The organism is Micromonospora sp. Llam0 (assembly GCF_003751085.1).
Classification (GTDB): domain Bacteria; phylum Actinomycetota; class Actinomycetes; order Mycobacteriales; family Micromonosporaceae; genus Micromonospora_E.
Genome location: NZ_RJJY01000001.1, coordinates 966,350 through 989,482 on the forward strand (window position 1 = coordinate 966,350; position 23,133 = coordinate 989,482).

At 69.8% G+C, this 23,133-nt stretch carries 22 protein-coding genes; 9 read left to right on the plus strand and 13 right to left on the minus strand.

The genetic code is table 11. The features are described 5' to 3' along the window. Positions 1 to 67 precede the first annotated feature (67 nt). Together EDC02_RS04410 and EDC02_RS04415 are read right to left on the minus strand one after the other, a co-directional pair. Positions 68 to 577: a hypothetical protein gene (locus EDC02_RS04410; RefSeq protein ID WP_123600847.1), complete on the minus strand. Its 510-nt coding sequence runs from the start codon at positions 575 to 577 to the stop codon at positions 68 to 70. Next, on the minus strand, positions 574 to 1,332 hold the full coding sequence (locus EDC02_RS04415) for a GntR family transcriptional regulator (RefSeq protein ID WP_199757498.1): 759 nt from the start codon (positions 1,330 to 1,332) through the stop codon (positions 574 to 576). Before EDC02_RS04415 ends, EDC02_RS04410 begins: the two co-directional genes overlap by 4 nt. A gap of 201 nt (positions 1,333 to 1,533) precedes the next feature. Between EDC02_RS04415 and EDC02_RS04420 the strand changes: the two genes are divergently transcribed. Then, complete coding sequence (locus EDC02_RS04420; RefSeq protein WP_123600849.1) at positions 1,534 to 3,198, plus strand: tetratricopeptide repeat protein; 1,665 nt, start codon at positions 1,534 to 1,536, stop codon at positions 3,196 to 3,198. A gap of 128 nt (positions 3,199 to 3,326) precedes the next feature. Here EDC02_RS04420 and EDC02_RS04425 read toward each other — a convergent pair whose 3' ends face one another. The 8 genes from EDC02_RS04425 to EDC02_RS04460 all read right to left on the minus strand — a co-directional run bounded on the left by EDC02_RS04425 (position 3,327) and on the right by EDC02_RS04460 (position 11,684). Further along, on the minus strand, positions 3,327 to 4,466 hold the full coding sequence (locus EDC02_RS04425; protein WP_123600850.1) for an ABC transporter substrate-binding protein: 1,140 nt from the start codon (positions 4,464 to 4,466) through the stop codon (positions 3,327 to 3,329). 67 nt (positions 4,467 to 4,533) lie between these two features. Then, the gene (locus EDC02_RS04430) at positions 4,534 to 5,298 is read right to left on the minus strand and encodes an ABC transporter permease (protein ID WP_233605732.1); all 765 of its coding nucleotides are present in this window, start codon (positions 5,296 to 5,298) and stop codon (positions 4,534 to 4,536) included. Further along, positions 5,295 to 6,095, minus strand: coding sequence for an ABC transporter ATP-binding protein (locus EDC02_RS04435; protein WP_123600851.1), 801 nt, complete (start codon positions 6,093 to 6,095; stop codon positions 5,295 to 5,297). The genes EDC02_RS04430 and EDC02_RS04435 overlap by 4 nt, the downstream gene beginning before the upstream one ends. After that, a complete protein-coding gene (locus EDC02_RS04440; protein ID WP_233605733.1) occupies positions 6,092 to 6,985 on the minus strand; it encodes an ABC transporter permease in 894 nt (297 codons plus the stop codon). Before EDC02_RS04440 ends, EDC02_RS04435 begins: the two co-directional genes overlap by 4 nt. Continuing rightward, entirely contained in the window at positions 6,982 to 7,995 is a 1,014-nt protein-coding gene (locus EDC02_RS04445; RefSeq protein ID WP_123600852.1) for a TIGR03842 family LLM class F420-dependent oxidoreductase, read from the minus strand. Before EDC02_RS04445 ends, EDC02_RS04440 begins: the two co-directional genes overlap by 4 nt. A gap of 13 nt (positions 7,996 to 8,008) precedes the next feature. Next, positions 8,009 to 9,415, minus strand: coding sequence for a dihydropyrimidinase (gene hydA / locus EDC02_RS04450; protein WP_123600853.1), 1,407 nt, complete (start codon positions 9,413 to 9,415; stop codon positions 8,009 to 8,011). A 16-nt stretch (positions 9,416 to 9,431) separates the two neighbouring features. Further along, complete coding sequence (locus tag EDC02_RS04455) at positions 9,432 to 10,274, minus strand: nitrilase-related carbon-nitrogen hydrolase (RefSeq protein ID WP_123600854.1); 843 nt, start codon at positions 10,272 to 10,274, stop codon at positions 9,432 to 9,434. A 309-nt stretch (positions 10,275 to 10,583) separates the two neighbouring features. Further along, positions 10,584 to 11,684, minus strand: coding sequence for a lytic polysaccharide monooxygenase (locus EDC02_RS04460; RefSeq protein WP_123600855.1), 1,101 nt, complete (start codon positions 11,682 to 11,684; stop codon positions 10,584 to 10,586). A 445-nt stretch (positions 11,685 to 12,129) separates the two neighbouring features. On the opposite strand from EDC02_RS04460, the gene EDC02_RS04465 reads away from it, so the two are divergent. The 3 genes from EDC02_RS04465 to EDC02_RS04475 are packed head-to-tail and all read left to right on the plus strand — an operon-like array spanning position 12,130 to position 14,982. Next, positions 12,130 to 12,450: a hypothetical protein gene (locus EDC02_RS04465; RefSeq protein WP_123600856.1), complete on the plus strand. Its 321-nt coding sequence runs from the start codon at positions 12,130 to 12,132 to the stop codon at positions 12,448 to 12,450. Further along, a complete protein-coding gene (locus EDC02_RS04470; RefSeq protein WP_123600857.1) occupies positions 12,447 to 13,040 on the plus strand; it encodes an RNA polymerase sigma factor in 594 nt (197 codons plus the stop codon). Before EDC02_RS04465 ends, EDC02_RS04470 begins: the two co-directional genes overlap by 4 nt. Further along, entirely contained in the window at positions 13,030 to 14,982 is a 1,953-nt protein-coding gene (locus tag EDC02_RS04475) for an EAL domain-containing protein (RefSeq protein WP_123600858.1), read from the plus strand. Before EDC02_RS04470 ends, EDC02_RS04475 begins: the two co-directional genes overlap by 11 nt. Positions 14,983 to 15,074: 92 nt before the next feature. On the opposite strand, the gene EDC02_RS04480 is transcribed toward EDC02_RS04475, so the two are convergent. After that, complete coding sequence (locus EDC02_RS04480; protein WP_370461418.1) at positions 15,075 to 16,529, minus strand: RICIN domain-containing protein; 1,455 nt, start codon at positions 16,527 to 16,529, stop codon at positions 15,075 to 15,077. 243 nt (positions 16,530 to 16,772) lie between these two features. Here EDC02_RS04480 and EDC02_RS04485 point away from each other — a divergent pair, with 243 nt between their 5' ends. From EDC02_RS04485 to EDC02_RS40040, 4 genes are all read left to right on the plus strand, one after another. After that, a complete protein-coding gene (locus EDC02_RS04485) occupies positions 16,773 to 17,150 on the plus strand; it encodes an SCP2 sterol-binding domain-containing protein (RefSeq protein WP_123600859.1) in 378 nt (125 codons plus the stop codon). Positions 17,151 to 17,185: 35 nt separating this feature from the next. Further along, on the plus strand, positions 17,186 to 19,180 hold the full coding sequence (locus tag EDC02_RS04490; RefSeq protein WP_123604490.1) for a glycogen debranching N-terminal domain-containing protein: 1,995 nt from the start codon (positions 17,186 to 17,188) through the stop codon (positions 19,178 to 19,180). A gap of 130 nt (positions 19,181 to 19,310) precedes the next feature. Further along, positions 19,311 to 20,303 (plus strand): Vms1/Ankzf1 family peptidyl-tRNA hydrolase, encoded by a 993-nt coding sequence (locus EDC02_RS40035; RefSeq protein WP_158632049.1) that lies wholly within the window; start codon positions 19,311 to 19,313, stop codon positions 20,301 to 20,303. Continuing rightward, positions 20,272 to 20,415 carry a hypothetical protein gene (locus EDC02_RS40040; protein WP_158632050.1) on the plus strand — a complete coding sequence of 48 codons (144 nt, stop codon included), beginning with the start codon at positions 20,272 to 20,274 and terminating at the stop codon, positions 20,413 to 20,415. Before EDC02_RS40035 ends, EDC02_RS40040 begins: the two co-directional genes overlap by 32 nt. Positions 20,416 to 20,453: 38 nt before the next feature. Here EDC02_RS40040 and EDC02_RS04500 read toward each other — a convergent pair whose 3' ends face one another. After that, complete coding sequence (locus EDC02_RS04500) at positions 20,454 to 21,329, minus strand: universal stress protein (protein WP_123600860.1); 876 nt, start codon at positions 21,327 to 21,329, stop codon at positions 20,454 to 20,456. Continuing rightward, positions 21,326 to 22,303 (minus strand): nitroreductase family protein, encoded by a 978-nt coding sequence (locus tag EDC02_RS04505; protein WP_370461419.1) that lies wholly within the window; start codon positions 22,301 to 22,303, stop codon positions 21,326 to 21,328. The genes EDC02_RS04500 and EDC02_RS04505 overlap by 4 nt, the downstream gene beginning before the upstream one ends. Positions 22,304 to 22,462: 159 nt before the next feature. On the opposite strand from EDC02_RS04505, the gene EDC02_RS04510 reads away from it, so the two are divergent. Continuing rightward, on the plus strand, positions 22,463 to 23,101 hold the full coding sequence (locus EDC02_RS04510; protein ID WP_123600861.1) for a response regulator transcription factor: 639 nt from the start codon (positions 22,463 to 22,465) through the stop codon (positions 23,099 to 23,101). Positions 23,102 to 23,133: the final 32 nt, after the last annotated feature.

Consider the following 23,133-nt stretch of genomic DNA (forward strand, 5'->3'; position numbering starts at 1 on the left):
AACCCGGTTTTACATCAACTGATCTTGGGGTGTTGGCGGGCAGATGATCGACGCTCGGTCGTCGCGCTCAGAGGCCGGCGAACGCAATGAGGCCGGCCAGTACGCCGGCGAGTCCGGTGAGGGCCTGCGTCCGGCGTATTGCCGGTGACACGTCGTATTGGGTGCCCCAGATGGCGAACACTACAAGGGCGGTCCCGCCGAGGAGGAAGCCCCATCCGAGGGGCGTCGGGCTGGTGTCTGGGCTCAGGTCGTGCAACCGGCCGGCCGCGACGGTCACCGCCATCACCAGAACCGCCGTATTGAATGCGACGTCGGACGCGTCCATCGGGTTGGTGAGACTGTCGAACACAGTGACCAGCGCGATGACCATGGCGGCGACCGGGGTCACGATCCGCGCCTGGCCGGTCAGCCAGGGCAGCACGACTCCGATGCCGCAGCACAACCCGAACGTCGCCATCGCGGCCGCCCCGATCGGCTGGCGGGCGTGGCCTCGGCGGACGAGATAGAACATGCTCAGGAAGGACGACAGTGTCACCGCGCCGAGTATCCACTGCAGCACCCACAGGATGATGTTCATCTCCGGGCGACCCTAGGAGCCGTGCTGCCGGAGCCGGCCGGGGGAGCGCTGCCGGTCCGCTGTGGAGGGAAGGCGTCCAGGAGTTGGCGTTCGGCGGCGTCGAGGTAGGCGGTCAGGACCCGATGGGCCTCGGTGAACTCGCCGGTGACGAGCAGCTGGTGAATCTGCCGGTTGTACCGGATGTAGGGTTGGTGGAACGCCTGCGCGGCGGGGACCACCAGAAACACCAGGCGTAGCTCAGCTAGCAGGCGACGCGCGGTCTGGCTGAGGCGGCTGCTGCCGGCCAGGTCGGCGATGGCCTGGTGGAACCGCATGTTCGCCGTACCCACCTGCGTCCAGTCGCTAGCGTCGGCGGCGTTCTCGGCAGCCTCGACCGCCTCGCCGACGCGGTCCAGCGCGCCCGGTGGCGCGTCGGCGGCGGCGAGGATCGCGGCACCCTCGATGATCCGGCGGAACGCGTAGATGTCTCGGACGCCGGCGGCGGTCAGCTCCCGGATGAAGACGCCCCGGTTGAACTCGTGCGTGAGTAGGCCCTCGTGCGACAGCAGCCGGAACGCTTCACGCAAGGTGTTGCGGGACACGCCGAGGGCCTCGCACAGGGCGTTCTCGCTCAGCCGTACGCCGGGCGGGAAGACGCCCTCGGTGATCCGTTCACGAAGGACGTCCGCCACCCGTTCGCCGTAGCCGCCCAGGTCGAGGCGGGTGCGGTCGTCAGTCAGCCGGGCGACCCAGTCGTCACGCATCGCAGATGTCACCACTGGAGGATACAAACGGTCGGATCGTTCAACGATCCAGTCACGCAGGACACGAGCAACCATCGATCTAGTATTGCAGGATTGTTGAACAATCCGCTACCTTCATCGTGTGTCGCATCCAGCGGAGGCTGCTATGCCCAAGCGCACGTCCCTACCTGTCGGCGTTGGTGCCCGCGCGACAGCGACCCGAGGAGGCCGACGATGAACCTGGAGGCCAGCCTCCGGGAGCAGGCGGCGCTGGATGATTCCGCCGCGATGGTGGAACTGGCGCAGTGGCTGTTGGTACGGGGTCGGCGGTCCGAAGCCCAGCAGTGGCTGCGCAACGCCGCCACCCTCGGTGATCTCGTCGCGATGACGCACCTGGGCACCCTGCTCGCCCAGGAGGGCGAGCTGCCCGCTGCGGAGGGCTGGCTCGAGCGGGCCGCCGAAGCCGGGCAGGCCACCGCGATGGTGAGTCTGGGGATGGTGCGGGCCGACATTGCCGTGCGTGGGAGTGGCCATGGTGACGGCGGTCTGCTCGCCTACCTGTTGCCGGGCGGACCGGTCCGCGACCGGCGGGCCACGGACTTGTGGCGGCGGGCGGCCGAGGCAGGGGACGGGCTGGGGATGTTCCTCTGGTCGGTTGTCTGCACGCGACGCAATAGTCCCGACGACAGCGTCCGGTGGCGGGCGGCCGCTGCTGAGTGCCGTGATCCGGCCGTGTTGCTGGCCATCGGCGACTACTGCCGGCTGCACCAGGTGGAGGATGCCGAGCCGTGGTACGACCGGGCGGTCAGCGCCGACGGTGACCCGCTCGCTCGGTCGACCGCAGCGGCGCGGCTGGGTGAGCTGCTTCCCGGTGACAAGGCCGGGCGGCGGCTTCGTGACGCGGCCACGTCGGTCGGATCGGGCGGTTGGGGGGTCCTGGCCGAGTGGTTGGAGCGGCGCGGCCAGATCGTGGAGGCCGAGAAGTGCTACCGGACCGCCGCCGAGCAAGGCAGCCACCGGGCGATGAACAACCTGGCCGCCCTCCTGCTGGAGCGGGCCGAGACCGACCCGGCCGAACACTGGTTCCGGCGGGCCGCCGATGACGGGTTCGCCGAGGCCATGAACAACCTCGCGGCCGTTCACCTGCGTCGCGGAGATCGACAAGGCGCGGCGCCCTGGCTGATCCGGGCGGTGGCCGCGGAGAACGATGCCGCATGGCCCGCACTGCAACAGATGCTGACGGGCGAGGGCTTGGACCTACTCTTCGCTGCGGTCACCGGTGACACCCACCAGATGGCACTCGCCGGTACCTGGCTGGCGGCCTCGGCGATGACGGCGGAGGCGGAACCCTGGCTGCGGCGCGCGGCCGCCGCCGGCGATCCCGACGGCATGGACAGTCTCGGCTGGATGCTCAGCCAGCGACCCGGCGGCGACGTCGAAGGGGACGTGTGGCTGGGCAAGGCGATCGACGCGGGCAGCGTCAATGCCTGCGGCAACCTCGGTGCCGTCCGCGAACACCAGCGACGGTACGCCGAAGCCGAAGAGCTCTACGCACGTGCCGCACGGGCGGGGCACGTCCAAAGCATGACGAGCCTGGCGTGGCTGCTCGCGCAACGCGACGAGGTGACCGAGGCCGAACGCTGGTACCGACAGGCCGCCGCCCACGACGATCCCCGCGCCATGTCCAACCTCGGACACTTGCAGGAACTGCGGGGCGACGACGGCGAGGCCGAGCACTGGTTCCAGCGCGCGGCCAGGACCGGCGACGCCGACGCGATGCACAACCTCGGAGCGATGTACGGACGCCGGGGCGACGAGCAACTCGCCCGCCTCTGGTATGTCAAAGCAGCCAAGGCCGGCTCCGACATCGCCAAAGCCAAGATCACCCGCCGATTCTGACCAGCACGCGGCCTGTCCACCTGCGGCAGGAAGATCAGATGACGAAAAACCGGGCGACACGCCGGTGCCGTCCCGGTTTTTCGTCATCTGATCATGGGGGAGTGGCGGGGTTGCCGACCGACTCTGGCTCAGGCGCCGCCGGGGTTGAGGGTAACGGTCAGCGGGGTGAAGTCGGCGCCGGTGACGTCGACGCCGTCCGCCTTCGCCGCTTCGAGCGCCTGGTTGATGTAGTCGTTGGTGTACGCCAACCCCTCCGGCTCGGCGGTCAGCACCGTCTGGCCGTCCTGGTTCTTCGTGGCCAGCGACAGTTCGACCGTACGCGCCCAGTCCGCCTCGTCGATCAGCCCGATCCCGCCGCTCGACGGCCAGATCAGCTTGTTGACCTCGTTGACCTGCCACAACTGGTGGCTGGCACCCAGCGTCGACCCGGCCGCGACGGACAGGTCCCGGCACTCCTCCGGGTTGTCCCGGCAGTACGCCCAGCCCTTGATCGTGCCGGTGAGGAACTTGACCGTCTGCTCCTGGTACGCCGGGTCGTCGAGTTTGGCGGTGTCGGCCCAGATGGCGTCCTGCAGCATCGCGGTGCCGACGGAGTTCCAGTCGAGCACAGTGAAGTCCTCCGGCGTGTACAGCTCACCGGTGTCCGGGTTCTCCGCCTCCAGCAGTTGCGCGTACTCGTTGTAGCTCATCGCCTGGGCGGCGTCGATGTCGCCGCGCAGCAGCGCCTGCATGTCGAACTGCTGCTGCACGAGGGTCACGTCGGCACCCGGGTCCAGCCCGGCCTGGGTCATCGCGGCGAACAGTTCGAACTCATTGCCGAAGCCCCAGTTGCCGACCTTCTTGCCGCGCAGGTCCGCCGGTCCGGTGATGCCGGAGTCGGCGAACGCCACCTGGTAGGTGCCGGAGCGGGCGAAGATCTGCCCGACGTCGGTGATCTGCGCGCCCTGTTCCCGCGACGCGAGCGCCTTCGGTACCCAGGCGATGGCGTAGTCGGCCTGCCCCTGGGCGAGCACCGTCTGCGGGACGATGTCCACCCCGCCTTCGATCAACTCGACGTCGAGGCCCTCCTCCTCGTAGAAGCCCTGCTCCACAGCGGCGATGTAGCCGGCGAACTGGGCCTGGAAGAACCACTGCAACTGCACCTTCACCGTGGTGGTGCCGTCGGTGGCACCACCACCGGCGTCCGGTTCCTCATCCGCCGTACCGCAGGCGCTGATCAGCAGCGCGGCACCCGTCAGCGCCGCCGCGGCGGCCAACCGTCTTCTCATCTCCGTCGTTCCTCCTGGTCGCGATGATGTAGCGGGGGACTACGGCGCGGGACGGAAGCGCCAGGGTTCACGGCGAGGTACGGGTGCGCCAGGGCATCGCGAGGCGTTCCAGCAGCAGGGTCGCCAGGTAGAAGACCAGGCCGAGCAGGCAGGCGCCGACGACGAACGCCCAGGCCCGGGGGTACGCGGTGAGCGACGCCGCCGAGGTGATCCGTGCCCCCAGCCCGTCCTGCAGGCCGCCGAAGTACTCGGCGACGACGGCCGCGATCACCGCCAGCGACGACGCCTGACGCAGCCCGGTGAAGACGAACGGCAGCGCGCCGGGCAGCCGGACCAGTCGGGCGAAGGTCCAGCCACCGGCGGCGTAGCTGGCCATCAGCTCTTGGTGGATCGGCTGCACCTGGCGCAGCCTGCGCAGCGTGTTGACGAAGACCGGGAAGAACGCGACCAATCCGACGACGATCCGCCGGGGCACGCTGCTGGCCGCGTCGAACATGTTGTTGAGCACCGGGGCGAGCGCGATGATCGGCAACGCGTTGACCAGCGCGGCCAGCGGTACCGACACCTCGCTGAGCAGCCGCAGCCGGCTGACCGTCAACGCCACCAGCACCCCGAGGGCCGCCCCGGCGAGCAGGCCGATCAGCGCGTTGGTGCCGCTGGCCAGCCCGGCGGTCAGCACCACCGTACGGCTGGCCCAGAACTGTTCGGCGATCGCCGACGGGGCGGGCAGCACGTAGGAGGCGACCCGGCCCAGCCGTACCGTCGCCTCCCACAGCGCCAGCCCGGCGAGCCCGACGGCGATCGGCGGCCCGGCCGCCCGCAACGCTGTCACGGCACCGCCGATTCCACAGCCGGAGTGTCGGTGCCGCGCAGCGCCCGGCGGACCTCGGTGACGGCGGCGAAGAACTCCGCCGACTGCCGGGTCTGCTCGGTGCGCTCGCCGAGGTCGACGTCGACGACGGCGGTGATCCGGCCCGGCCGGGCCGACATCACCACCACCCGGTCGGACAGGTACACCGCCTCGGAGATCGAGTGGGTGACGAAGACGGTGCTGGTGGCGGTGCGGGCGCAGATGCCGAGCAGTTCGTCCTGCAGGCGTTCGCGGGTCATCTCGTCGAGGGCACCGAACGGTTCGTCCATCAACAGCAACGGCGGGTGTACGGCGAGCGCCCGCGCGATCGCCACCCGCTGCTGCATGCCGCCGGACAGCTGGGCCGGGTAGTGGCCGGCGAAGTCGGCCAGCCCGACCAGGGCCAGCATCTCGTCGACCCGGGACCGCCGCTGCGCCCGCCGCACCCCGCGCAACTCCAGCGGCAGTTCGACGTTGCGCCGTACCGTCCGCCAGTCGAAGAGTCCGGCCTGCTGGAAGGCGATGCCGTACTCCTGGTCCAGTCTGGCCTGTCGGGCGGCCTTGCCGTTGACGGTGACCGTGCCGGCGGTCGGGGTGATCAGGTCGGCGATCAGCCGCAGCAGGGTGCTCTTGCCGCAGCCGGACGGCCCGATCAGCGACACGAACTCGCCCCGGCCGATGGTCAGCTCCACTGCGGTGAGTGCGGTGACCGCGTCGGCCCGGCCGGCGTTGAAGACCTTGTCGACCCCGCTGAGAGTCACCGCGTGCTCGGCGCTCATCCGGTCACCGCCACCCGCCGCTGGTGCCGGGTCAGTCCGACCTCCAGCAGGGTCACCGTGGCGGCGACGACCAGGCCGAGCGCGGCGGCGCCGAGGATCGCCGCGTACACCTTCGCCGGGGCGCTGGTCGCCTGCCTGGAGTACTCCAGGATCAGCCGGCCGATGCCGCCCCGGGTGCCGGTGGAGATCTCCCCGACGACCGCGCCGACCACGGCGGCGGCCCCGGCCAGCCGCAGTGCCGGGAACAGGTACGGCAGCGCGGCCGGTGCCCGCAGCTTCCACAGGGTGCGCCACCAGCCGGCGGCGTAGCTGCGCATCAGCTCGACCCCGGCGGCCGGCGGCGACTGCAGGCCGCGCAGCATGCCGACGGCGACCGGGAAGAACGCCAGGTACGCGGCGATCACCGCGACCGACATCCACGGCTGCCACGGGTAGGTGCCGACCGACAGCCGCCCGCCCCAGCCGGCGATCACCGGGGCGAGGGCGACCAACGGCACGGTCTGCGACAGCACCACGTACGGAAGCAGTCCACGTTCGACGATCCGCAACCGCTGCATCGCCACCGCCAGGATCAGCCCGATCAGGGTGCCGGCGGCGAACCCGACGCCGGTCACTCCGAGGGTGAACAGGCAGGCGTCGACGACCACCCGCCACACCGGCTGGCCGGCGGCGGCGTCGACGGTGCCGAGGCCGGCGACCACGTCGGCCAGGTGCGGCATCGCGGCGTCGTCGGCGCGCGGCAGCAGCGGTACGCCGTACACCTCGGTGCCGTCGGGGTTGCCGACCAGTTTGTAGCCTTCCCAGGCCGCCGCGGCAAGCGCGAGCGCACCCAGCGCGGTGCCGGCGACGCCCGCCCGGCGCGCCCAGCCGCTGGTCGGACCGCTGGTCAAGACGCGACCACCTGGCGGTACGCGGGGATGATCTGCTCGCCGTACGCGGCGAGGGTTTCCTGCTTGGCGTCGTGTTGCAGGTAGACGGCGAACTGGTCGACGCCGAGTTCACGCAGCTCGGCGAGCCGCCGCAGGTGCTCGTCGACCGGCCCGAGCAGGCAGAACCGGTCGATGATCTCGTCCGGTACGAAATCGGTGTGGGTGTTGCCGGCGCGGCCGTGTTCGGCGTAGTCGTAGCCCTGGCGGCCGGCGATGTAGTCGGTGAGCACCTTCGGCACGCCTGCGCCGTCGCCGCCGTAGCGGGCGACGATGTCGGCGATGTGGTTGCCGACCATTCCGCCGAACCAGCGGGTCTGTTCCCGCTGGTGGGCCAGGTCGTCGCCGACGTAGGCGGGGGCGGCGACGCAGAAGGTGACCGCGTCCGGGTCGCGGCCGGCGCGTTCGGCTGCCGTCCGGACCGCGCCGATCATCCAGGCGGCGATGTCCGGGTCGGCGAGCTGCAGGATGTAGCCGTCGCCGACCTCGCCGGCCAGGGCGAGCGCCTTCGGTCCGTACGCGGCGACCCACACCTCCAGCGCCCCGTCGTCGACCCACGGCAGGGTGATGTCCCGGTCGCGGTAGCGGATGGTGCGCCCGGCGGCCAGGTCGCGGATGACGGTGACGCATTCGCGCAGCTCGCCGAGGGTGGTGGGGCGGGCGCCGAGGACCCGGACGGCCGAGTCACCCCGGCCGATGCCGCAGACCGTACGGTTGCCGTACATCTCGTTGAGGGTGGCGAACATCGACGCGGTGACGGTCCAGTCCCGGGTGCTCGGGTTGGTCACCATCGGCCCGACCGTCACCGAGGAGGTGGCGGCGAGGATCTGGCTGTAGATGACGAACGGCTCCTGCCACAGTACGTGTGAGTCGAACGTCCACACGTGGCTGAAGCCGGCCTGCTCGGCCTGCTGGGCCAACGACACCAGCTCGCGGCCGGGCGGGTCACACTGGAACACGACGCCGAAGTCCATCTGGCGTACCCCCTTAGACCAGGTAGTCCGACAGGCCACGGCGCAGGTAGCGGCCGTGGCCGGCGCGCCCGTGGTACGCCCCGTCGCCGCTGACCAGGACGGTGCCGCGGGACAGTACGCTGTCGACCTTGCCGGTGATCTCGAACCCTTCGTACGCCGAGTGGTCCATGTTCATGTGGTGGGTGGCCGCCGAGATGGTGGTCCGCCCGGCCGGGTCGTAGACGACGATGTCGGCGTCGGAGCCGGGGGCGATGACGCCCTTGCGGGGGTAGAGGCCGAACATCCGGGCCGGGGTGGTGGCGATGGTCTCCACCCAGCGGGCCAGGGACAGTTTGCCGTCGACGACGCCCTGGTAGACCAGGTCGACCCGGTGTTCGACGCCGCCGATCCCGTTGGGGATCTTGGAGAAGTCGCCGAGGCCGAGTTCCTTCTGGTCTTTGAAGCAGAACGGGCAGTGGTCGGTGGAGACCACCGCCAGGTCGTTGGTGCGCAGGCCACGCCACAGGTCGGCGCGGTGGGGTTCGTGCTTGCTGCGTAGCGGGGTGGAGCAGACCCATTTGGCGCCTTCGAAGCCGGGCGCGCCGAGCTGGTCCTCCAGGGTCAGGTAGAGGTACTGCGGGCAGGTCTCGGCGAAGACGTTGCGGCCGGTGTCCCGGGCGGTCGCGACGGCGGCGAGGGCTTCGCTGGCGGACAGGTGCACGATGTAGAGCGGGCAGTCGGCGGCGACCCCGGCGAGCGCGATGGCCCGGCTGGTCGCCTCGGCCTCCAACGCTGCCGGGCGGGTCAGCCCGTGGTGGATCGGGTCGGTCTCACCGCGGGCCAGGGCCTGACCGATGAGCACGTCGATCGCGATGCCGTTCTCCGCGTGCATCATGATCATCGCGCCGTTGTCGCGGGCCTTCTGCATCGCCCGCAGGACCTGCCCGTCGTCGCTGTAGAAGACCCCGGGGTACGCCATGAACAGCTTGAAGCTGGTGATCCCCTCGGTGGCGACGAGGGAGTCCATCGCCTTGAGTGACTCGTCGTCCACCCCGCCGATGATCATGTGGAAGCCGTAGTCGACGTGGCAGTTGCCCTCGGCCTTGGCGTGCCAGGCGGCCAGCCCGTCGCCGACCACCTCACCGGCCCGCTGCACCGCGAAGTCGATGATCGTGGTGGTGCCGCCGTGCGCGGCGGCCCGGGTGCCGGTGTCGAAGGTGTCACTGGCAAAGGTGCCGCCGAACGGCAGCTCCATGTGGGTGTGCACGTCGACGCCGCCGGGGATGACGTACTTGCCACTGGCGTCGAGGACGTCGACGCCGTCGGCCGGCCCGGTGCCGGGGGCGAAGATCGCGGCGATCGTCTCGCCGTCGACGAGCACGTCGGCGGCGTACGGTCCGGTGGGTCCGACGACGGTGCCGCCGGTGATCAGCAGACTCATGGCTTCCTCCGCCGGGTCAGGGTTGGACCAGGTCGCCGTAGGCGTCCGGGCGGCGGTCGCGGTAGAAGGCCCAGCGGTTGCGGACCGTCTCGATCAGCCCGAGGTCAAGGTCACGGACGATCAACTCCGGCTGGTACGGGTCCCCGGTGTCGCCGACGAACTTGCCTTCCGGGTCGACGAAGTAGGAGGTGCCGTAGAAGTCGTTGTCGCCGTAGTCGGACTCGACGCCGACCCGGTTGATCGCGGCGATGAAGTACTCGTTGGCCACGGCGGCGGCCGGCTGCTCCAGCTTCCACAGGTACGACGAGAGGCTGCGGCTGGTCGCCGACGGGTTGAACACGATCTGCGCGCCGGCCAGCCCGAGCGCCCGCCAGCCCTCCGGGAAGTGCCGGTCGTAGCAGATGTAGACGCCGATGCGGCCGACTGCGGTGTCGAAGACCGGGTAGCCGAGGTTGCCGGGGCGGAAGTAGAACTTCTCCCAGAACCCTTTGACGTTGGGGATGTGGGTCTTGCGGAACTTGCCGAGGTAGCTGCCGTCGGCGTCGATCACGGCGGCGGTGTTGTAGAGCAGGCCGGCCTGCTCCCGCTCGTACATCGGCAGCACCATCACCATGCCGTACTCGGCGGCCAGGGCGGCGAAGCGTTCGGTGGTCGGCCCGGGGATCGACTCGGCGTACGCGTAGTACTCGCTCTCCTGCACCTGGCAGAAGTACGGCCCGTAGAACAGCTCCTGGAAGCAGATCACCTTGGCGCCCTGGGCGGCGGCCTGCCGGACGTACTCCTCGTGCGCTTTGATCATGGATTCCTTGTCGCCGGTCCATGCGGTCTGGACGATGGCGGCGCGGACGACTCCTGACATGGCTGATCCTCCCTGCGCTACCGGCTCCCGGCGCGGTCGGTTCCACTCCGGAGCGCACGGCTGGTCCGGACGACCGGCGGTGACCTGGTGCTTCCCGGCTTCGGGAAGCTACGACTGTATCGACGCCGGCAGTCACAGACAATCATGTCCGTGTTACCTACTGTTTCCAACGTGTAATGTGGTCAACCTCCCTCGACCGATGTCGATCTTGCCGGAAGCGCGACGACGGCGGTGCGGTGTCGCGGATCCGCGACACCGCACCGCCGTCGTGGGAGGGCCGGCCGGGCCGGCAGCCAGTTGACTGTCAGGTCAGGAGGCGGTGCAGCTCACCGACGGTGTGCCGCCGGCAGACGAGCCGATGAAGCCGAAGTTGGTGCTGGCTCCGGCGGCGAGGCTGCCGTTGTAGCTGACGTTGCGGGCGGTCACCGTCGAGCCGCTGGCCGAGACGGTGGCGTTCCACGCCTGCTGCACGGTCTGCCCACTGGGGTAGTTCAGGGTCACCGTCCAGCCACTGATCGCCGAGGAGCCGGCGGTCACCCGTACGTCGCCCTGGAAGCCACCGGACCAGGTCGAGGCGACGCTGTAGGTGGCGGTGCAGCCGGCCGAACCGGGCGGCGGCGTGGTCGGCGGTGGGGTGGTCGGCGGCGGCGTGGTCGGTGGGGCGGTGGTCGGCGGCGGCGTGGTCGGTGGGGCGGTGGTCGGCGGCGGGTTGCTGCCGCCGAAGTTCACGTCGCTGCAGAAGTAGTAGGACTGGTCGAAGTGACTGGCCTGCCAGATGGTGTAGACCATGTGCCGGCCGGAGCGTCCGGGGGCGGTCGCCGGGATGTCGATCTGCACCCCGTCGGGGGCGCTCTGCCACTGCGACGCCGGCGTGTTGCCGATCTGGGCGACGAGCTCCAGGTCGCCCCAGCCCAGTGCCTGGGTGATCGGGTTGAAGCCCTGCCGGGTCACGTACACCCGGATGTAGTCGGCACCGTGGCTGGCCCCGTCGAACAGTCGGACGTTGAACGAGTTGTTGATCGACGTGGCCTGCCAGTTGCCGATGGTGTCCATCGCGTTGTAGCGGCCGTTCTGGGTGCGTCCGGCGCTGCAGAGCTGACCGTCCGGGATGGCGCCCTGGTGGTTGCCGCCGACGCCTTCGCGGAAGAGGCCGTTCCAGTTCCACATGGCTTGGGGGTCTGCTTGCCAGGCCTGGTAACACATCGGGTCCTCGGTGGCCATTTCCGGCGCCATGTGGCGGTCGCCCCAGCGCTCGAAGCAGCCGTACGCACGGGACGCGGGGCTGACGACCGATCCGTGCGCCGAGGCGACGTTGGCCAGCGCGGTGGTGAGCAGCAGCGCGGCCGCGACAGCGACGACCAGGGCGTACAGCCCCAGTGGTCGGCGACCGGCGGTGGTGAGAGTGGGCATTACGGACTCCAACATCGGTTGGTGCGCGCCGGAGTTCGGCGCGTTAGGCAAGCACGGATAGTTGCCCGCAAGGGGCGCGTGGCCGTCGCTACTCAGCACGGTCCTGCGGAGAGTTGCCCTGCTCCCCGCCGTAGCTGTCGGCTCCCGAAGTTGTCCCACCTGAGGATCACATTGAGACTGATCTTTGTCAATGGATGTCGGATGCGAGAGCCTGTCGGATCGAGGTTGCAGGTGGCGTGACCGTTACGAGCTGTAGTTCGTCCATGACGACTTGCTTGTCACTATAAGTAATCGATATGTCACCGATCGGCTCGTCGGCTGATCTGGTGGTATCGATGGGATGATCGGATGAAGTGTCCCAGGTGGGGCGGGTCGAGTTCGGGACCTCCGAGGTTTCGTGTGATTCGGCATCCCGATTTTGCTCGCTGACGGGGAGTTATATGCAGTGAGGCGGCGGGTCGAAGAGGGGGATACGTTGATCGATCTGGTAGGCAGCGTGGACACTGAGCGTGGTGTCACCGTGGCGATGATCCTGGTGGGGGTGGCGGCGGTTGCGGGAATCCTCCGCAGCTACCTTCGGCATCGCACCCGGTTGGCGATGGAGCGGGAGGTGTCGGCGCGGACTCGGGCCCGTGCTGCCGGCCTCATCCATATTGCTGGTGGGGCGCACACCGAACTCACCATCATCGAGCGCGACCGTGATGGTGACCGTCGGATCACGACCCGTCGCGGCACCGACGATGCCGATCGGCAGGATCTCGGATGACCGGCACGGAGATGGCCGCGCGCCCGATCGAGCCGGAGCGGGACGCCGGCGCCGGTGGTGCCGATGAGGCCGAGTTGAACGCCACCTTCGGCATCTTCTGTCAAGAGAACCTCGTGAAGGTCCGCCGCTTCCTGCTCAGCTACTGCCGAGCGAGTGACCTGGTCGATGACGCGGTTCAAGAGGCGTTCCTGGCGGCCCGTGGCCGCTGGGCGGAGATCCGAAACTATGACAAACCGGTTGCATGGGTCTTCAAGGCTGCCATCATCAAGGAACGCAAGCTGCGTGAGCGCCGGAACCATCGGGAGTCGATCGGCCTCGACGACGTTCCGCCCGAACGGCTGGCCGCGCCGGCCGACGGTCACGAGGCGCGACTCGTGCTACAGCAGCTGCTGCGCCGGCTGCCGCGTCAGTTGGCGGCGATCACGCAGCTCGACGTCGACGGATGGAAGGCTGAGGAGATCGCTGGAATCCTGGGGTTGACTGTCAACACAGTGCGCACCTACAAGCGCCGCGCACACCAGCAGCTCCGGCAACTCGTCGAGACAGCAGATTCTCCAGCACGGCGGGAAGGCGGGCCCGATGGATCTTGACAGCCTCCTGCGGTTGGCCGCTCATTGTCCGCCCAGCCAACTGGAGTCGGCGCAGGCCCGGCGTACCGCACGACGAGTTTCCCAGGAATACACCCGCGCCCGGGCGGAGGGCCGTGACCCGGTCGAGGACCTCGACTGGGAGGATCCTTTGGCGACGAACGCCGACGAGCTGCGTCGGGTGCTGCGGGCCGCCCAGATCGCCAAACTCGGCACCTTTACCTGGCTTGCGTCCACAGGGCAGCTCACGTGGTCGCCGGAACTGTCCCTGATCCTCGGCCGACCGCCCGGCACGCACCATCCGGCCCGGCGCTCACTGTACGACCAGATCCACCCCGACGACCTCACCGAGTTTCAGCAGGCGCTCGACCAGGTGTGGTCCGTTCAGGAGCCCGCTTGGCATGCCTTCCGGGTGGTCAGAGCCGACCAAGTGGTCCGGTACGTAACCGTGCACCTTCAGATTGTGGCCGACCGGATCGGGACGCCGATCGGTGTGGCCGGCGAGGTAGAGGACACCACTGCGGAACACGTCGCCCGTCGTGAGCGCCGTCGCCGACAGCGTCGCGACGACGCGGTCTCGGTGATGGGCAACGACCGTGACGCCGGTACCGGACTGCTCAACCGTAGGCGGTTCCTCGACGAGGTCGATCACGCCGTCGCAGTCGGGTCCGGGGCGCTGCTGGTACTCGCGGTCGAGCCTGCCGGCTCCACCACCATCACTGAGCCTGCCGAGCAGGACCGGCTTGCCAGCGTGGTCGCCACCGTCATTACTGACACCATGCGACGCACCGATGTCTGTGCCTTGACCGCGACCAGCGAATTCGCCGTACTGATGCCGAGGACCTCGATGCGGGTGGCGCAAGCCAATGCAGCGAGTCTCATCGGCCGGTTGCGGGAGCAGGATGTCGTGGTGGGCCGTCGTCGACTCCGGCTGACCGTGCATGGCGGACTGGTGTGCTATGACGAGTTGAGCAGGACTACCGGATTCGACCTGCTGCTCGACGCAGAGAACGGGTGGCGTAAGGCGGTCCTGTCCGGCGACCCGCTCCGCGTGCGGGGCGAGCCGGTGCCCGAGGCGGAACGGCGGATCACCTCTCGTGACCGGGTGCGGACAGCGGTCACCGAGGATCGTTTCACCCTCTACGCCCAGCCGATACTTGACCTGCACCTGAACCAGGTCACCCGGCACGAGGTTCTGCTACGGGTCCTGGACGGCACTCGATGTCCCGCACCGCCGTCGGCGTTTCTCGACGTTGCCGAGCACATCGACGAGATGCTCCCGGTTGACGAGTGGGTCGTCAAGCGGGCGCTGCGTACGATCGCAGACGGCCCGCAAACTGCGCACTACCAAATCAACCTCTCCGGCCGCACGGTCGGTGATCTGGCACTGTTGGGCTGCATCGACGATCTGGTCACCCGGCTCGGCGTACGGCCGGAACAGCTGACCTTTGAGATCACTGAGACCGCATTGATCGGCAACCTGACCGCCGCCCGGCGGTTCGCAGACGGCATCAAGGAGATCGGTTGCCAGGTGGCGCTGGACGACTTCGGCGCGGGATACGGTTCGTTCACCTACCTCAAGTACTTCCCAATCGATCTTGTCAAAATCGATGGAGGTTTCATTCAGAGCATCGACACGTCGTCCACCGACCGCGCGTTGGTCAGGTCGCTGCTGGCCGCCTGTCGCGAGCTGGGCATCCTGACCGCTGCCGAGTACGTCGAGCGCGACGCTGTTCTCGACGTCCTACGCGACCTGGGGGTCGACTATGCACAAGGGCACCTTATCGGTGTGCCACAGCCGGTTGGCCGGGCGGTGAGCGGAGTCGGCCAGCCATGGAACGTCGCGCCGTCCCCTGACTCGCATCGGCTCGTGGCCGGCCAGGATTTCGCCGGTGCGACTCCGACCAGCCCTGGTGCATCCGTTCGTCTTGCGACTCCTGGATAAACCCGTCCGTCGTCGCCTGTCGTGGAGCCCTGCCGGTCGCCGGTGGCAGGGACGGTCGGTGGTGCGGACCGGCCGTCCCTGCCACCGGACGGTCAGAGACCGATCCGGCCGGTGCCGGCACCGTTGGTGACGACGGACTTGACCTGGCTCGCGGTGGTCAGCGTGTAGCCGTACGGGATGCCGGACGTGCTGCCTGCCGACTGCGGGCTGCCGGAGTTGACGAAGTGGTTGTTGCGTTGCACGAGGTCGCCGGGGTCCGAGGCGGCGTAACCGACCAGGGTCGGATCGTCGACGTTTTCGAAGTAGTTGCCTTCAACGAGGACGCCGGCATCCATGGTGGAGGCGACACCGTACTCGTTGTTGTAGTAGTAGTTGTTGAACACGTGGACGGGGTTGCCGAACCGGACCCGCGGATGACGGGTGCCGGAGCCGTCGAACCAGTTGTGGTGGTAGGTGACGCGCAGGTGGCCGACGTCCTGGCCGGCGTTGTTGTCGGAGTGGCCGAGGAGCATGGACTTGTCGTGGCCGAAGACGCGGTTCCAGGAGACGGTGATGTAGTCGGAGCCGCGTTTGATGTCGACGGCGCCGTCGTAGCCGTTGGTGAAGTTGTTGTGGTCGATCCAGATGTTGGTGGCGGATTCCTGGACGTTGATGGCGTCGTCGTTCCAGTTGCGGAAGTTGATGTTGCGGATGATGACATTGCGGTCGCCGTTGATGTTGAGGCCGCAGCCGGAGATGGTGGCGGAGTTGCCGGCGCCGAGGATGGTCTTGTTGGAGCGGACGCGGAGCATGCCGGAGCAGTTGATGGTGCCGGAGACGCGGATGACGGCGGCGGTGGAGGAGCCGACGGCGGATTCGAGGGCGGCGGCGGTGGTGACGGTGGTGGCGCCGGCGTTGCCGCCGCCGGTGGTGCCGCCGTTGTGGGTGGCCCAGCCGACCATGCCGGTCGGGGTCGGACCCGGCGGTGGGGTCGGGCCGGGGTTACCGCCGCCGACGGTGTGCAGCTGCCACTGCTGGTTCCAGCCGTTCAGGTCGCTGTATCCGGCGAGGTAGCCGCCGTCGGCGGTGGACCACTCCCAGACGTCGATCACCTTGTTGCTGTGCCGGTTGACGAACCGGACGTATCCGCTGTCGGAGTCGGCGAGGCGGAAGTGCTGGCGGGTGGTGCCGTTGTCGGAGTTCTGCACCAGCCGGGTGCCGTCGTTGGCGTCGGGTAGTTCGAGGTACTTGCCGCTGTGCACGGAGCGGATCTTGTAGTAGCCGCTGCCGGCGTCGACGAAGCGCCACTGCTGGACGGCCTGGTCGTTGCGGGTCCATTGGCGGATCTCGGCGCCGTCGTTGGTGGCCCAGTTGTAGACGTCCATCGCCTTGTTGCTGTGCCGGTTTACGAAGACGTAGGTGGTGTTGGTGTCGACGGTGGCGGCCGACGCGGTGGTGACGCCGATCGCGCCGATGGCGGCCGCGGTGATCGCGGCGGTGGCGCCGGCGACGATCGCCATCCGTCGGCGTTGGCGGGTGCCGCCGGGGGCGGCGGTGCTTCTGGTCATCTGGTGCGATACCTCCGGGGACGGACCACGGCCGGTCTGCCGTGGCAGGAGAAAGCGCTTTCCTCGGAGGGTATTGACATGAGACGATCAAGTCAACACGCTGACCGGCCGGAACTCGGTATCCGCGCGGGCCGCAGCGATGCCGTCGCCGGGCACCCTGCCGGGTGATTTCCGGCGCAACCACCCGCACCCCGCCGGCCGGGCCGGGAAGCTCGCTGAGTAGCGGACGACGGAGGTGGCGGATTGTCAGCGACCACGGAGGCCTTCTTCGCCGGTCTCGACGCAGGCGCTCCCCGGCTGCCGCCGACGATCGACGGCACGCTGCGGTTCGACGTGCGCTACCGCGACCACACCGAGCAGTGGCTGCTGCGCTTCGCGGCCGGCGGCAGAGTACAGGCCGAACAGTCCGGTGCCGACGCGGACTGCGTCGCCGTCATCGACGGCCCACTGTTCGAGCGGCTGCTGCGCGGCGAGGAACGACTCACTGCGACGTTCGTCCGGTACGCGTTCACCATCGAGGGCGACTTCACCATGGTGCCCGCCTTCGAGTGGCTGCTGCCCGACATGGTCGGTGCCCGTGACCCCCGGCAGTTGGCGCAGGGCTGGGGGAGAGCACGGTGAGAAATCTGAGCTACACCAGCATCCTCGACGGCATCATGTTCATGATCAGCGACGGTCGAGGGGACATCCTGCCGTCGGATGAACTGCCGACCGGACTCTTCGCGTTCGACACGCGGGTGCTCTCCACCTGGGACCTCACCGTCAACGGCGAGCGGCTCACCGCGCTGTCGGTCGACGACCTGCAGTACTTCGAGTCGCGGTACTTCCTGGTGCCCGGCGAGCCGACCCACTACGTGGACGCGAACCTCTCGGTGATCCGGCAGCGGTCGGTCGGCGGCGGCCTGTTCCTGGAGCAGCTCACCGTCCTCAACCACCAGGAAGTGCCGGTTGACCTGAGGATCCGCCTCGACATCGGCACCGACTTCGCGGACATCACCGAAGTCGCCGACGTACGGAAGAAGGGCAAGATCTCGGCTGCCGTCGAGGAAGGCACGCTACGCCTGCACTACCAGCGGGACAACCAGCGACGTGAAGTGGTCGTCTCCAGCAGCGCCGACGCCGCCGTCGACGACCACGGCATGACCTTCGACATCCGGGTCGGGCCGCACGACGCCTGGAACACCACATTCCAGGTGGTGCTCTGGAGCCGGGGAGCCGAAGGACGGGACATCCGGGAAGCGGTGCCGGCCTACGACACCCCCGCAAAGGTGGAGATGGGCAAGGCACTCGACGAATGGCTGGCCGCCGCGCCCACCCTCACCTGCGACTCGGCAAGTCTCGACCAGGCGTACCGCCGCAGCCTCACCGACCTGGCGGCGCTGCGTTACCGAGGCAACACCCGCGGCGAGATGACCTTCGCCGCCGGGCTGCCCTGGCTGATGGGACTGTTCGGCCGGGACGCGCTCATCACCTGTCTGCAGGCACTGCCGTTCGCTCCGCAGCTCACCCCCGGTGTGCTGCATACCCTCGCCGACGCGCAGGGCAGCCGGCTCGACGACTTCGCCGAGGAGGAGCCGGGCAAGATCATGCAGGAGTTCCGGTACGGCGAGCGCGCCGGCTACGAGGAGATCGCCGCGTGCCCCTACTTCGGTGGCGCCGACACCACCCCGCTGTTCATCATCGTGCTCGACGAGTACGAACGGTGGACCGGCGACGCGGACCTGGTCCGGGAGCTCGAGTTCCACGCCCGACTCGCCCTGGACTGGATTGATGCGTACGGCAACATCATGGGCGACGGCTACATCTGGTACGCCTGCCGCAACGAGCGCCTCGGGGTGCAGAACCAGGGGTGGAAGGACTCCGCCGACGCCATCTCCTACCGCGACGGTCGGCTGCCGGTCGGCCCCCGCGCGACCTGCGAACTTCAGGGCTACGCGTACGACGCGAAACGGCGCGGCGCCCGGCTGGCCCGCGACATCTGGGGCGACGCGGCGTACGCCGACCGGCTGGAACGCGAGGCGGCTGAGCTCAAACGGCGGTTCAACCAGGAGTTCTGGATCCCCGACGGCAGGTACTACGCGCTCGGCATGGACGCCGACGGCAACCTGATCGACGCCTACGCCTCGAACATGGGGCATCTGCTGTGGAGCGGCATCGCCGACCCGGACAAGGCCCGGCACGTCGTCGGCCACCTGATGAGCCGCCGGTTGTTCTCCGGCTGGGGCATCCGCACCCTCGCCGAAGGCGACGGACGGTACAGCCCGGTCGGCTACCACAACGGCACGATCTGGCCGTTCGACAACTCGCTGATCGCCTGCGGGATGCGTCGCTACGGCTTCGACGAGGAGGCGGCCAAGGTCGCCGGCGCGATGATCGAGGCCGCGCAGTTCTTCGACGGCCGGCTGCCCGGCGCGTTCACCGGATACGACCGGGCGTTGACCAAGTACCCGGTGCAGTTCCCGGCCGCCTGCAGCCCGCACTCCTGGTCGGCCGGGGCGGTGCTGATGTTCCTGCGCTCCATGCTCGGCCTGGACCCCAAGGGAGAACACCTGATCGTCCGCCCGCACCTGCCGCGGGACATCGGCCGGATCGAGCTGCTGGACATTCCCGGTCGCTGGGGTGTGGTCGACGCGTTCGGCCGCGGGCACTGACCGGCGCGGGCACCGACCCGTCTGGCACGCACGGTCGCCGGCGACGGGGCGGGGGAGTAGCCGGACCGGCGACCGGGTACCACGAAGTAACGACCTGCCCGAGCCCGTACGACCAAGGGAAGGACCAACGGTGACTTCGACCACGCCCCGTACCACCCTCGTCGACCTGGCCGCCGCCCCCGGCCCGTTCGTGTCGCTCTACCTGGACACCAGCGGTCGGGCCCCGGACACCGCCGAGCAGGTCCAGCTGCGCTGGCGGGCGGCGCGTCGGCGGTTGGCCGAGGCTGGCGCGCCCGACCACCTGCTTGACGTGATCGGCGGGCTGACCGGGCGGGCCTATCCCGACGGCGACACCCTGGTGGTGATCGCCGACGCCGACCAGGTACGGCTGGTACGCCAGCTGCCGGAACCACCGGAGCGGGAGATCGCCAGCTACGGTCCGGTCGCGCATCTGCTACCGCTGCTGCGTTGGGAGCAGCGGCAGCTTCCCGTGCTGGTGGTGGCGACCGACCGGGTCGGTGCCGAGATCGTCGCCCTGCAGCCGGACGGTGTGGAGGTGACCGAGACGGTCGCCGGAGAGACGTTGCACATCACCCGGTCCCATCCGGGTGGCTGGTCCCAGCGGCGGTACCAGCAGCGGGCCGAGGACCGCTGGGAGGCCAACGCGACGCTGGTGGCCGAGCGGCTCGCCGAACTGGTCGACGAGGTCCGCCCCTGGGCGGTCGTGGTCACCGGGGACGTCCGGGCGGTGCAGTTCCTGCGGGACAAGGCACCGACCCGGGTCGCCGAGCTGCTGCACGAGGTGCAGGGCGCCTACGACACCACCGACGCCGCGGTCGAACAGGCCGTCGACGTGGTGGAAGGCATCGCCGACGCCGACGTGGCCGCCGCCGTGGCGGCGTACCGGCGGGAGATCGGCCAGGCCGACCGGGCCGCCGGCGGGGCGTCGGACACGCTCGCGACGCTGGCCCGCCGCCAGGTCGACACCCTGCTGCTGGTCGACGGCCCGCAGGTGACGGCCCGTTCGGCGTACGCCGGACCCGCAGCCCGACCAGGTCGGTGCCACGGCCGGCGCGCTGGCCGTCTTCGGAGTGACGGACCCCGTCGAGGTGCCGCTGGGTGACGCCGCCGTGCGGGCCGCCCTGGCCGGCGGCGCCCGGCTGGTGGTGGTGCCGGACAAGCTCGCAGACCAGGTGTCCGACGGCATCGGCGCGATCCTGCGTTACACCGTCTGACAGGCGGCCGGGCCGTCCGACCCGGCGGGCGGGCCGGGTCAGCGGTGCGAGTGCGGGCGGGCCACCAGCACCGGGCAGTGCGCGTGGTGCACCAGTGTCTGGCTGACCGAGCCGAGTAGCAGCCCGGTGAAGCCACCCCGGCCGCGGGAACCGACCACCACCAGACCGGCCTTGCGGCTCGCCTCGACCATCACCGCGTCCGCCTCGACCCCTTCCAACGGCCGCTGCTCGATGGGCAGGTCCGGATGGCGCCGACGGACCGCGGTGACCGCGGCGTCGAGCAGTTCGCTGGCCTCCCGGCGGGCACCGTCGGCCGGTGCCGCGACCTCGGTGCTGTCCCGCATCGGACTCGGCCACCACACGTGGAGTACGGCCAGCCCGACCCGGCGCGCAGCGGCCTCGTCGGCCGCCGCGTGCAGGGCCTGCTCCGCGTGCGCCGACCCGTCGACGCCGACCAGCACCGGGCCGTCCGCCTCGACCGGCGCGTCCGGTGGGCGGACCACCAGTACCGGGCAGTGCGCGTGCCCGGCCACCTGTGAGCTGACCGAGCCGAGCAGCAGCCCGGTGAAGCCGCCGAGGCCCCGACTGCCGACCACGACGAGCTCCGCGTGCCGGGACTCCTCGATCAACGTCGGTGCCCCGCCGGCCGCCACCTGCCGGGTCTGTACCGTGATCCCGGGTCGCTCGGCACGCAGTTGCGCGGCGGTCTCGGCGAGCATCCGCTCACCTTCCTCGTTCGGCCCGGGCAGTTCGCCGTCGTACGGATTGATCGGGATCCCGTACCCGAAGGCGTGCAGATAGCCGTGGACCAGCACCAACGGCGCACCGTGCCGGACTGCGGCCTCGGCGGCGTGCCGGGCGGCGCACAGGCTGGCCGGTGATCCGTCCACCCCTGCGACGATCGGGTCACTCATCGTTCCTCCAGGACCGTGTCGATCACGTCGGCCGGATCCCGACGTGGCGTCGGTCGGCCGGGCTGACCGTATCCGATCCTGATGACCATTTGTGGTGTTCCGAACCGGCCGAGCGCCAGCCGGAGCTGCTCGCGGGCCTGAGCGACCTCGATCGGCTGGGACAGCATCGACGCCGCCAGGCCGGCGTCGGTGGCCGTCAACAGTACCCGCTGCAGCGCCTGCCCGGCGGTCAGCTGGTCGCTCGGCGTGTTGCCGGTCGCGCCGAGCACCGCCACCAGCGGTTCGGACTCGAAGTCGCGTCCCGGTGCGCGGCGGCTACTGCCGAACGGTCGTCGGGGAAGCAGGTCGTGCGGCTCCGCGACCGGTCCACCGGCGGCCGCCGGCACCCCGTCCGGTGCCGGGAAGTGCCGGGTCCAGCGCGCGACTTCCGCCCGGTACCCGGGATCCCGGTCGAGCACCCGGTTGGCGCTGGTGGCGATCTCCGCGACGGCGGTGACGGCGGTTGAGCCGACCACCAGCTCCAGCCAGCCGCCCTCGGCTCTGGCCGCCTCGATCAGCCGCCGCCGCACCGGCGGCGGCACCGGGTCCGGCCGCAACGGCAGCCGGTTGCTGTGCCGGCGTGGCACCGCGGCGTACAGCTGGGACTCGGCCGGCGTGGCCGGCCGCGGCGGTCCGGGCACCAGCCGGGCCAGCAGCCACGGGTCGGCCGGCTCGGGGCGGAGCCGGACCTCGGCCGGTGCGCCGGTGGTGGCCAGGGCGAGCCGCAGGTTGAACAGGGCGGCGCCGCAGCCGAGCCGGGCGGCCCAGCCGGTCGGATCGCAGGCGGTGAGCAGCCGGTCCGGGTCGAGGCGGAGCTCGATCGCGCCGCCGACCAGCCGGAACCGCCACGGCTGGCTGTTGTGCAGCGATGGGGCGCGGACCGCCGCGGTCACCGCGGTACGCAGCTGGGCCATGGTGAACGTGGTGGTCAGCATGACTACACGGTGCCCGGTCCGGGCCGGCACCGGCAGGGTCGTACGTCCCGGATTCCTCCGGGCCACCGGGCCCGCTCGCCCCACCGGGCCCCGACTGGCCCCGGCGCGCGGGACTTTGGTCCCTGGTCGCAACACCCCGCGACAGGGTAGAAACAGGGGATGATCCGCGTCTTCCTGCTCGACGACCATGAGGTCGTCCGCCGTGGCCTCGCCGACCTGCTGCAGAGCAGCGGTGACATCGAGGTGATCGGCGAGTCCGGGTCCGCGCAGGAGGCGGCCCGGCGCATCCCGGCGCTGCGCCCGGACGTGGCGATCCTCGACGCCCGACTGCCGGACGGCAACGGCATCGACGTCTGCCGGGATGTGCGGGCCGTCGACTCGTCCATCAACGGGCTCATCCTCACCTCGTACGAGGACGACGAAGCGCTCTTCGCCGCGATCATGGCCGGTGCCGCCGGCTACGTGCTCAAGCAGATCCGGGGCACCGATCTGGTGGACGCGGTGCGCCGGGTCGCGGCCGGCCAGTCGCTGCTCGACCCGGCGGTGACTCGCCGGGTGCTGGAGCGGATCCGCAGCGGGGTCGAGGAGCCGCACGAGCTGAAGTCGCTCACCGAGCAGGAACGCCGGATCCTGGAGTACGTCGCCGAAGGGCTGACCAACCGGGAGATCGCCGGCAAGATGTTCCTTGCCGAGAAGACCGTGAAGAACTACGTCTCCAGCCTGCTCGCCAAGCTCGGCCTGGAACGGCGGACCCAGGCGGCGGTGCTCGCCACCCGGCTGCTCGGCCCGCGTCACTGACACCGACGGGACCATTCCGGGTGGGGTCAGTC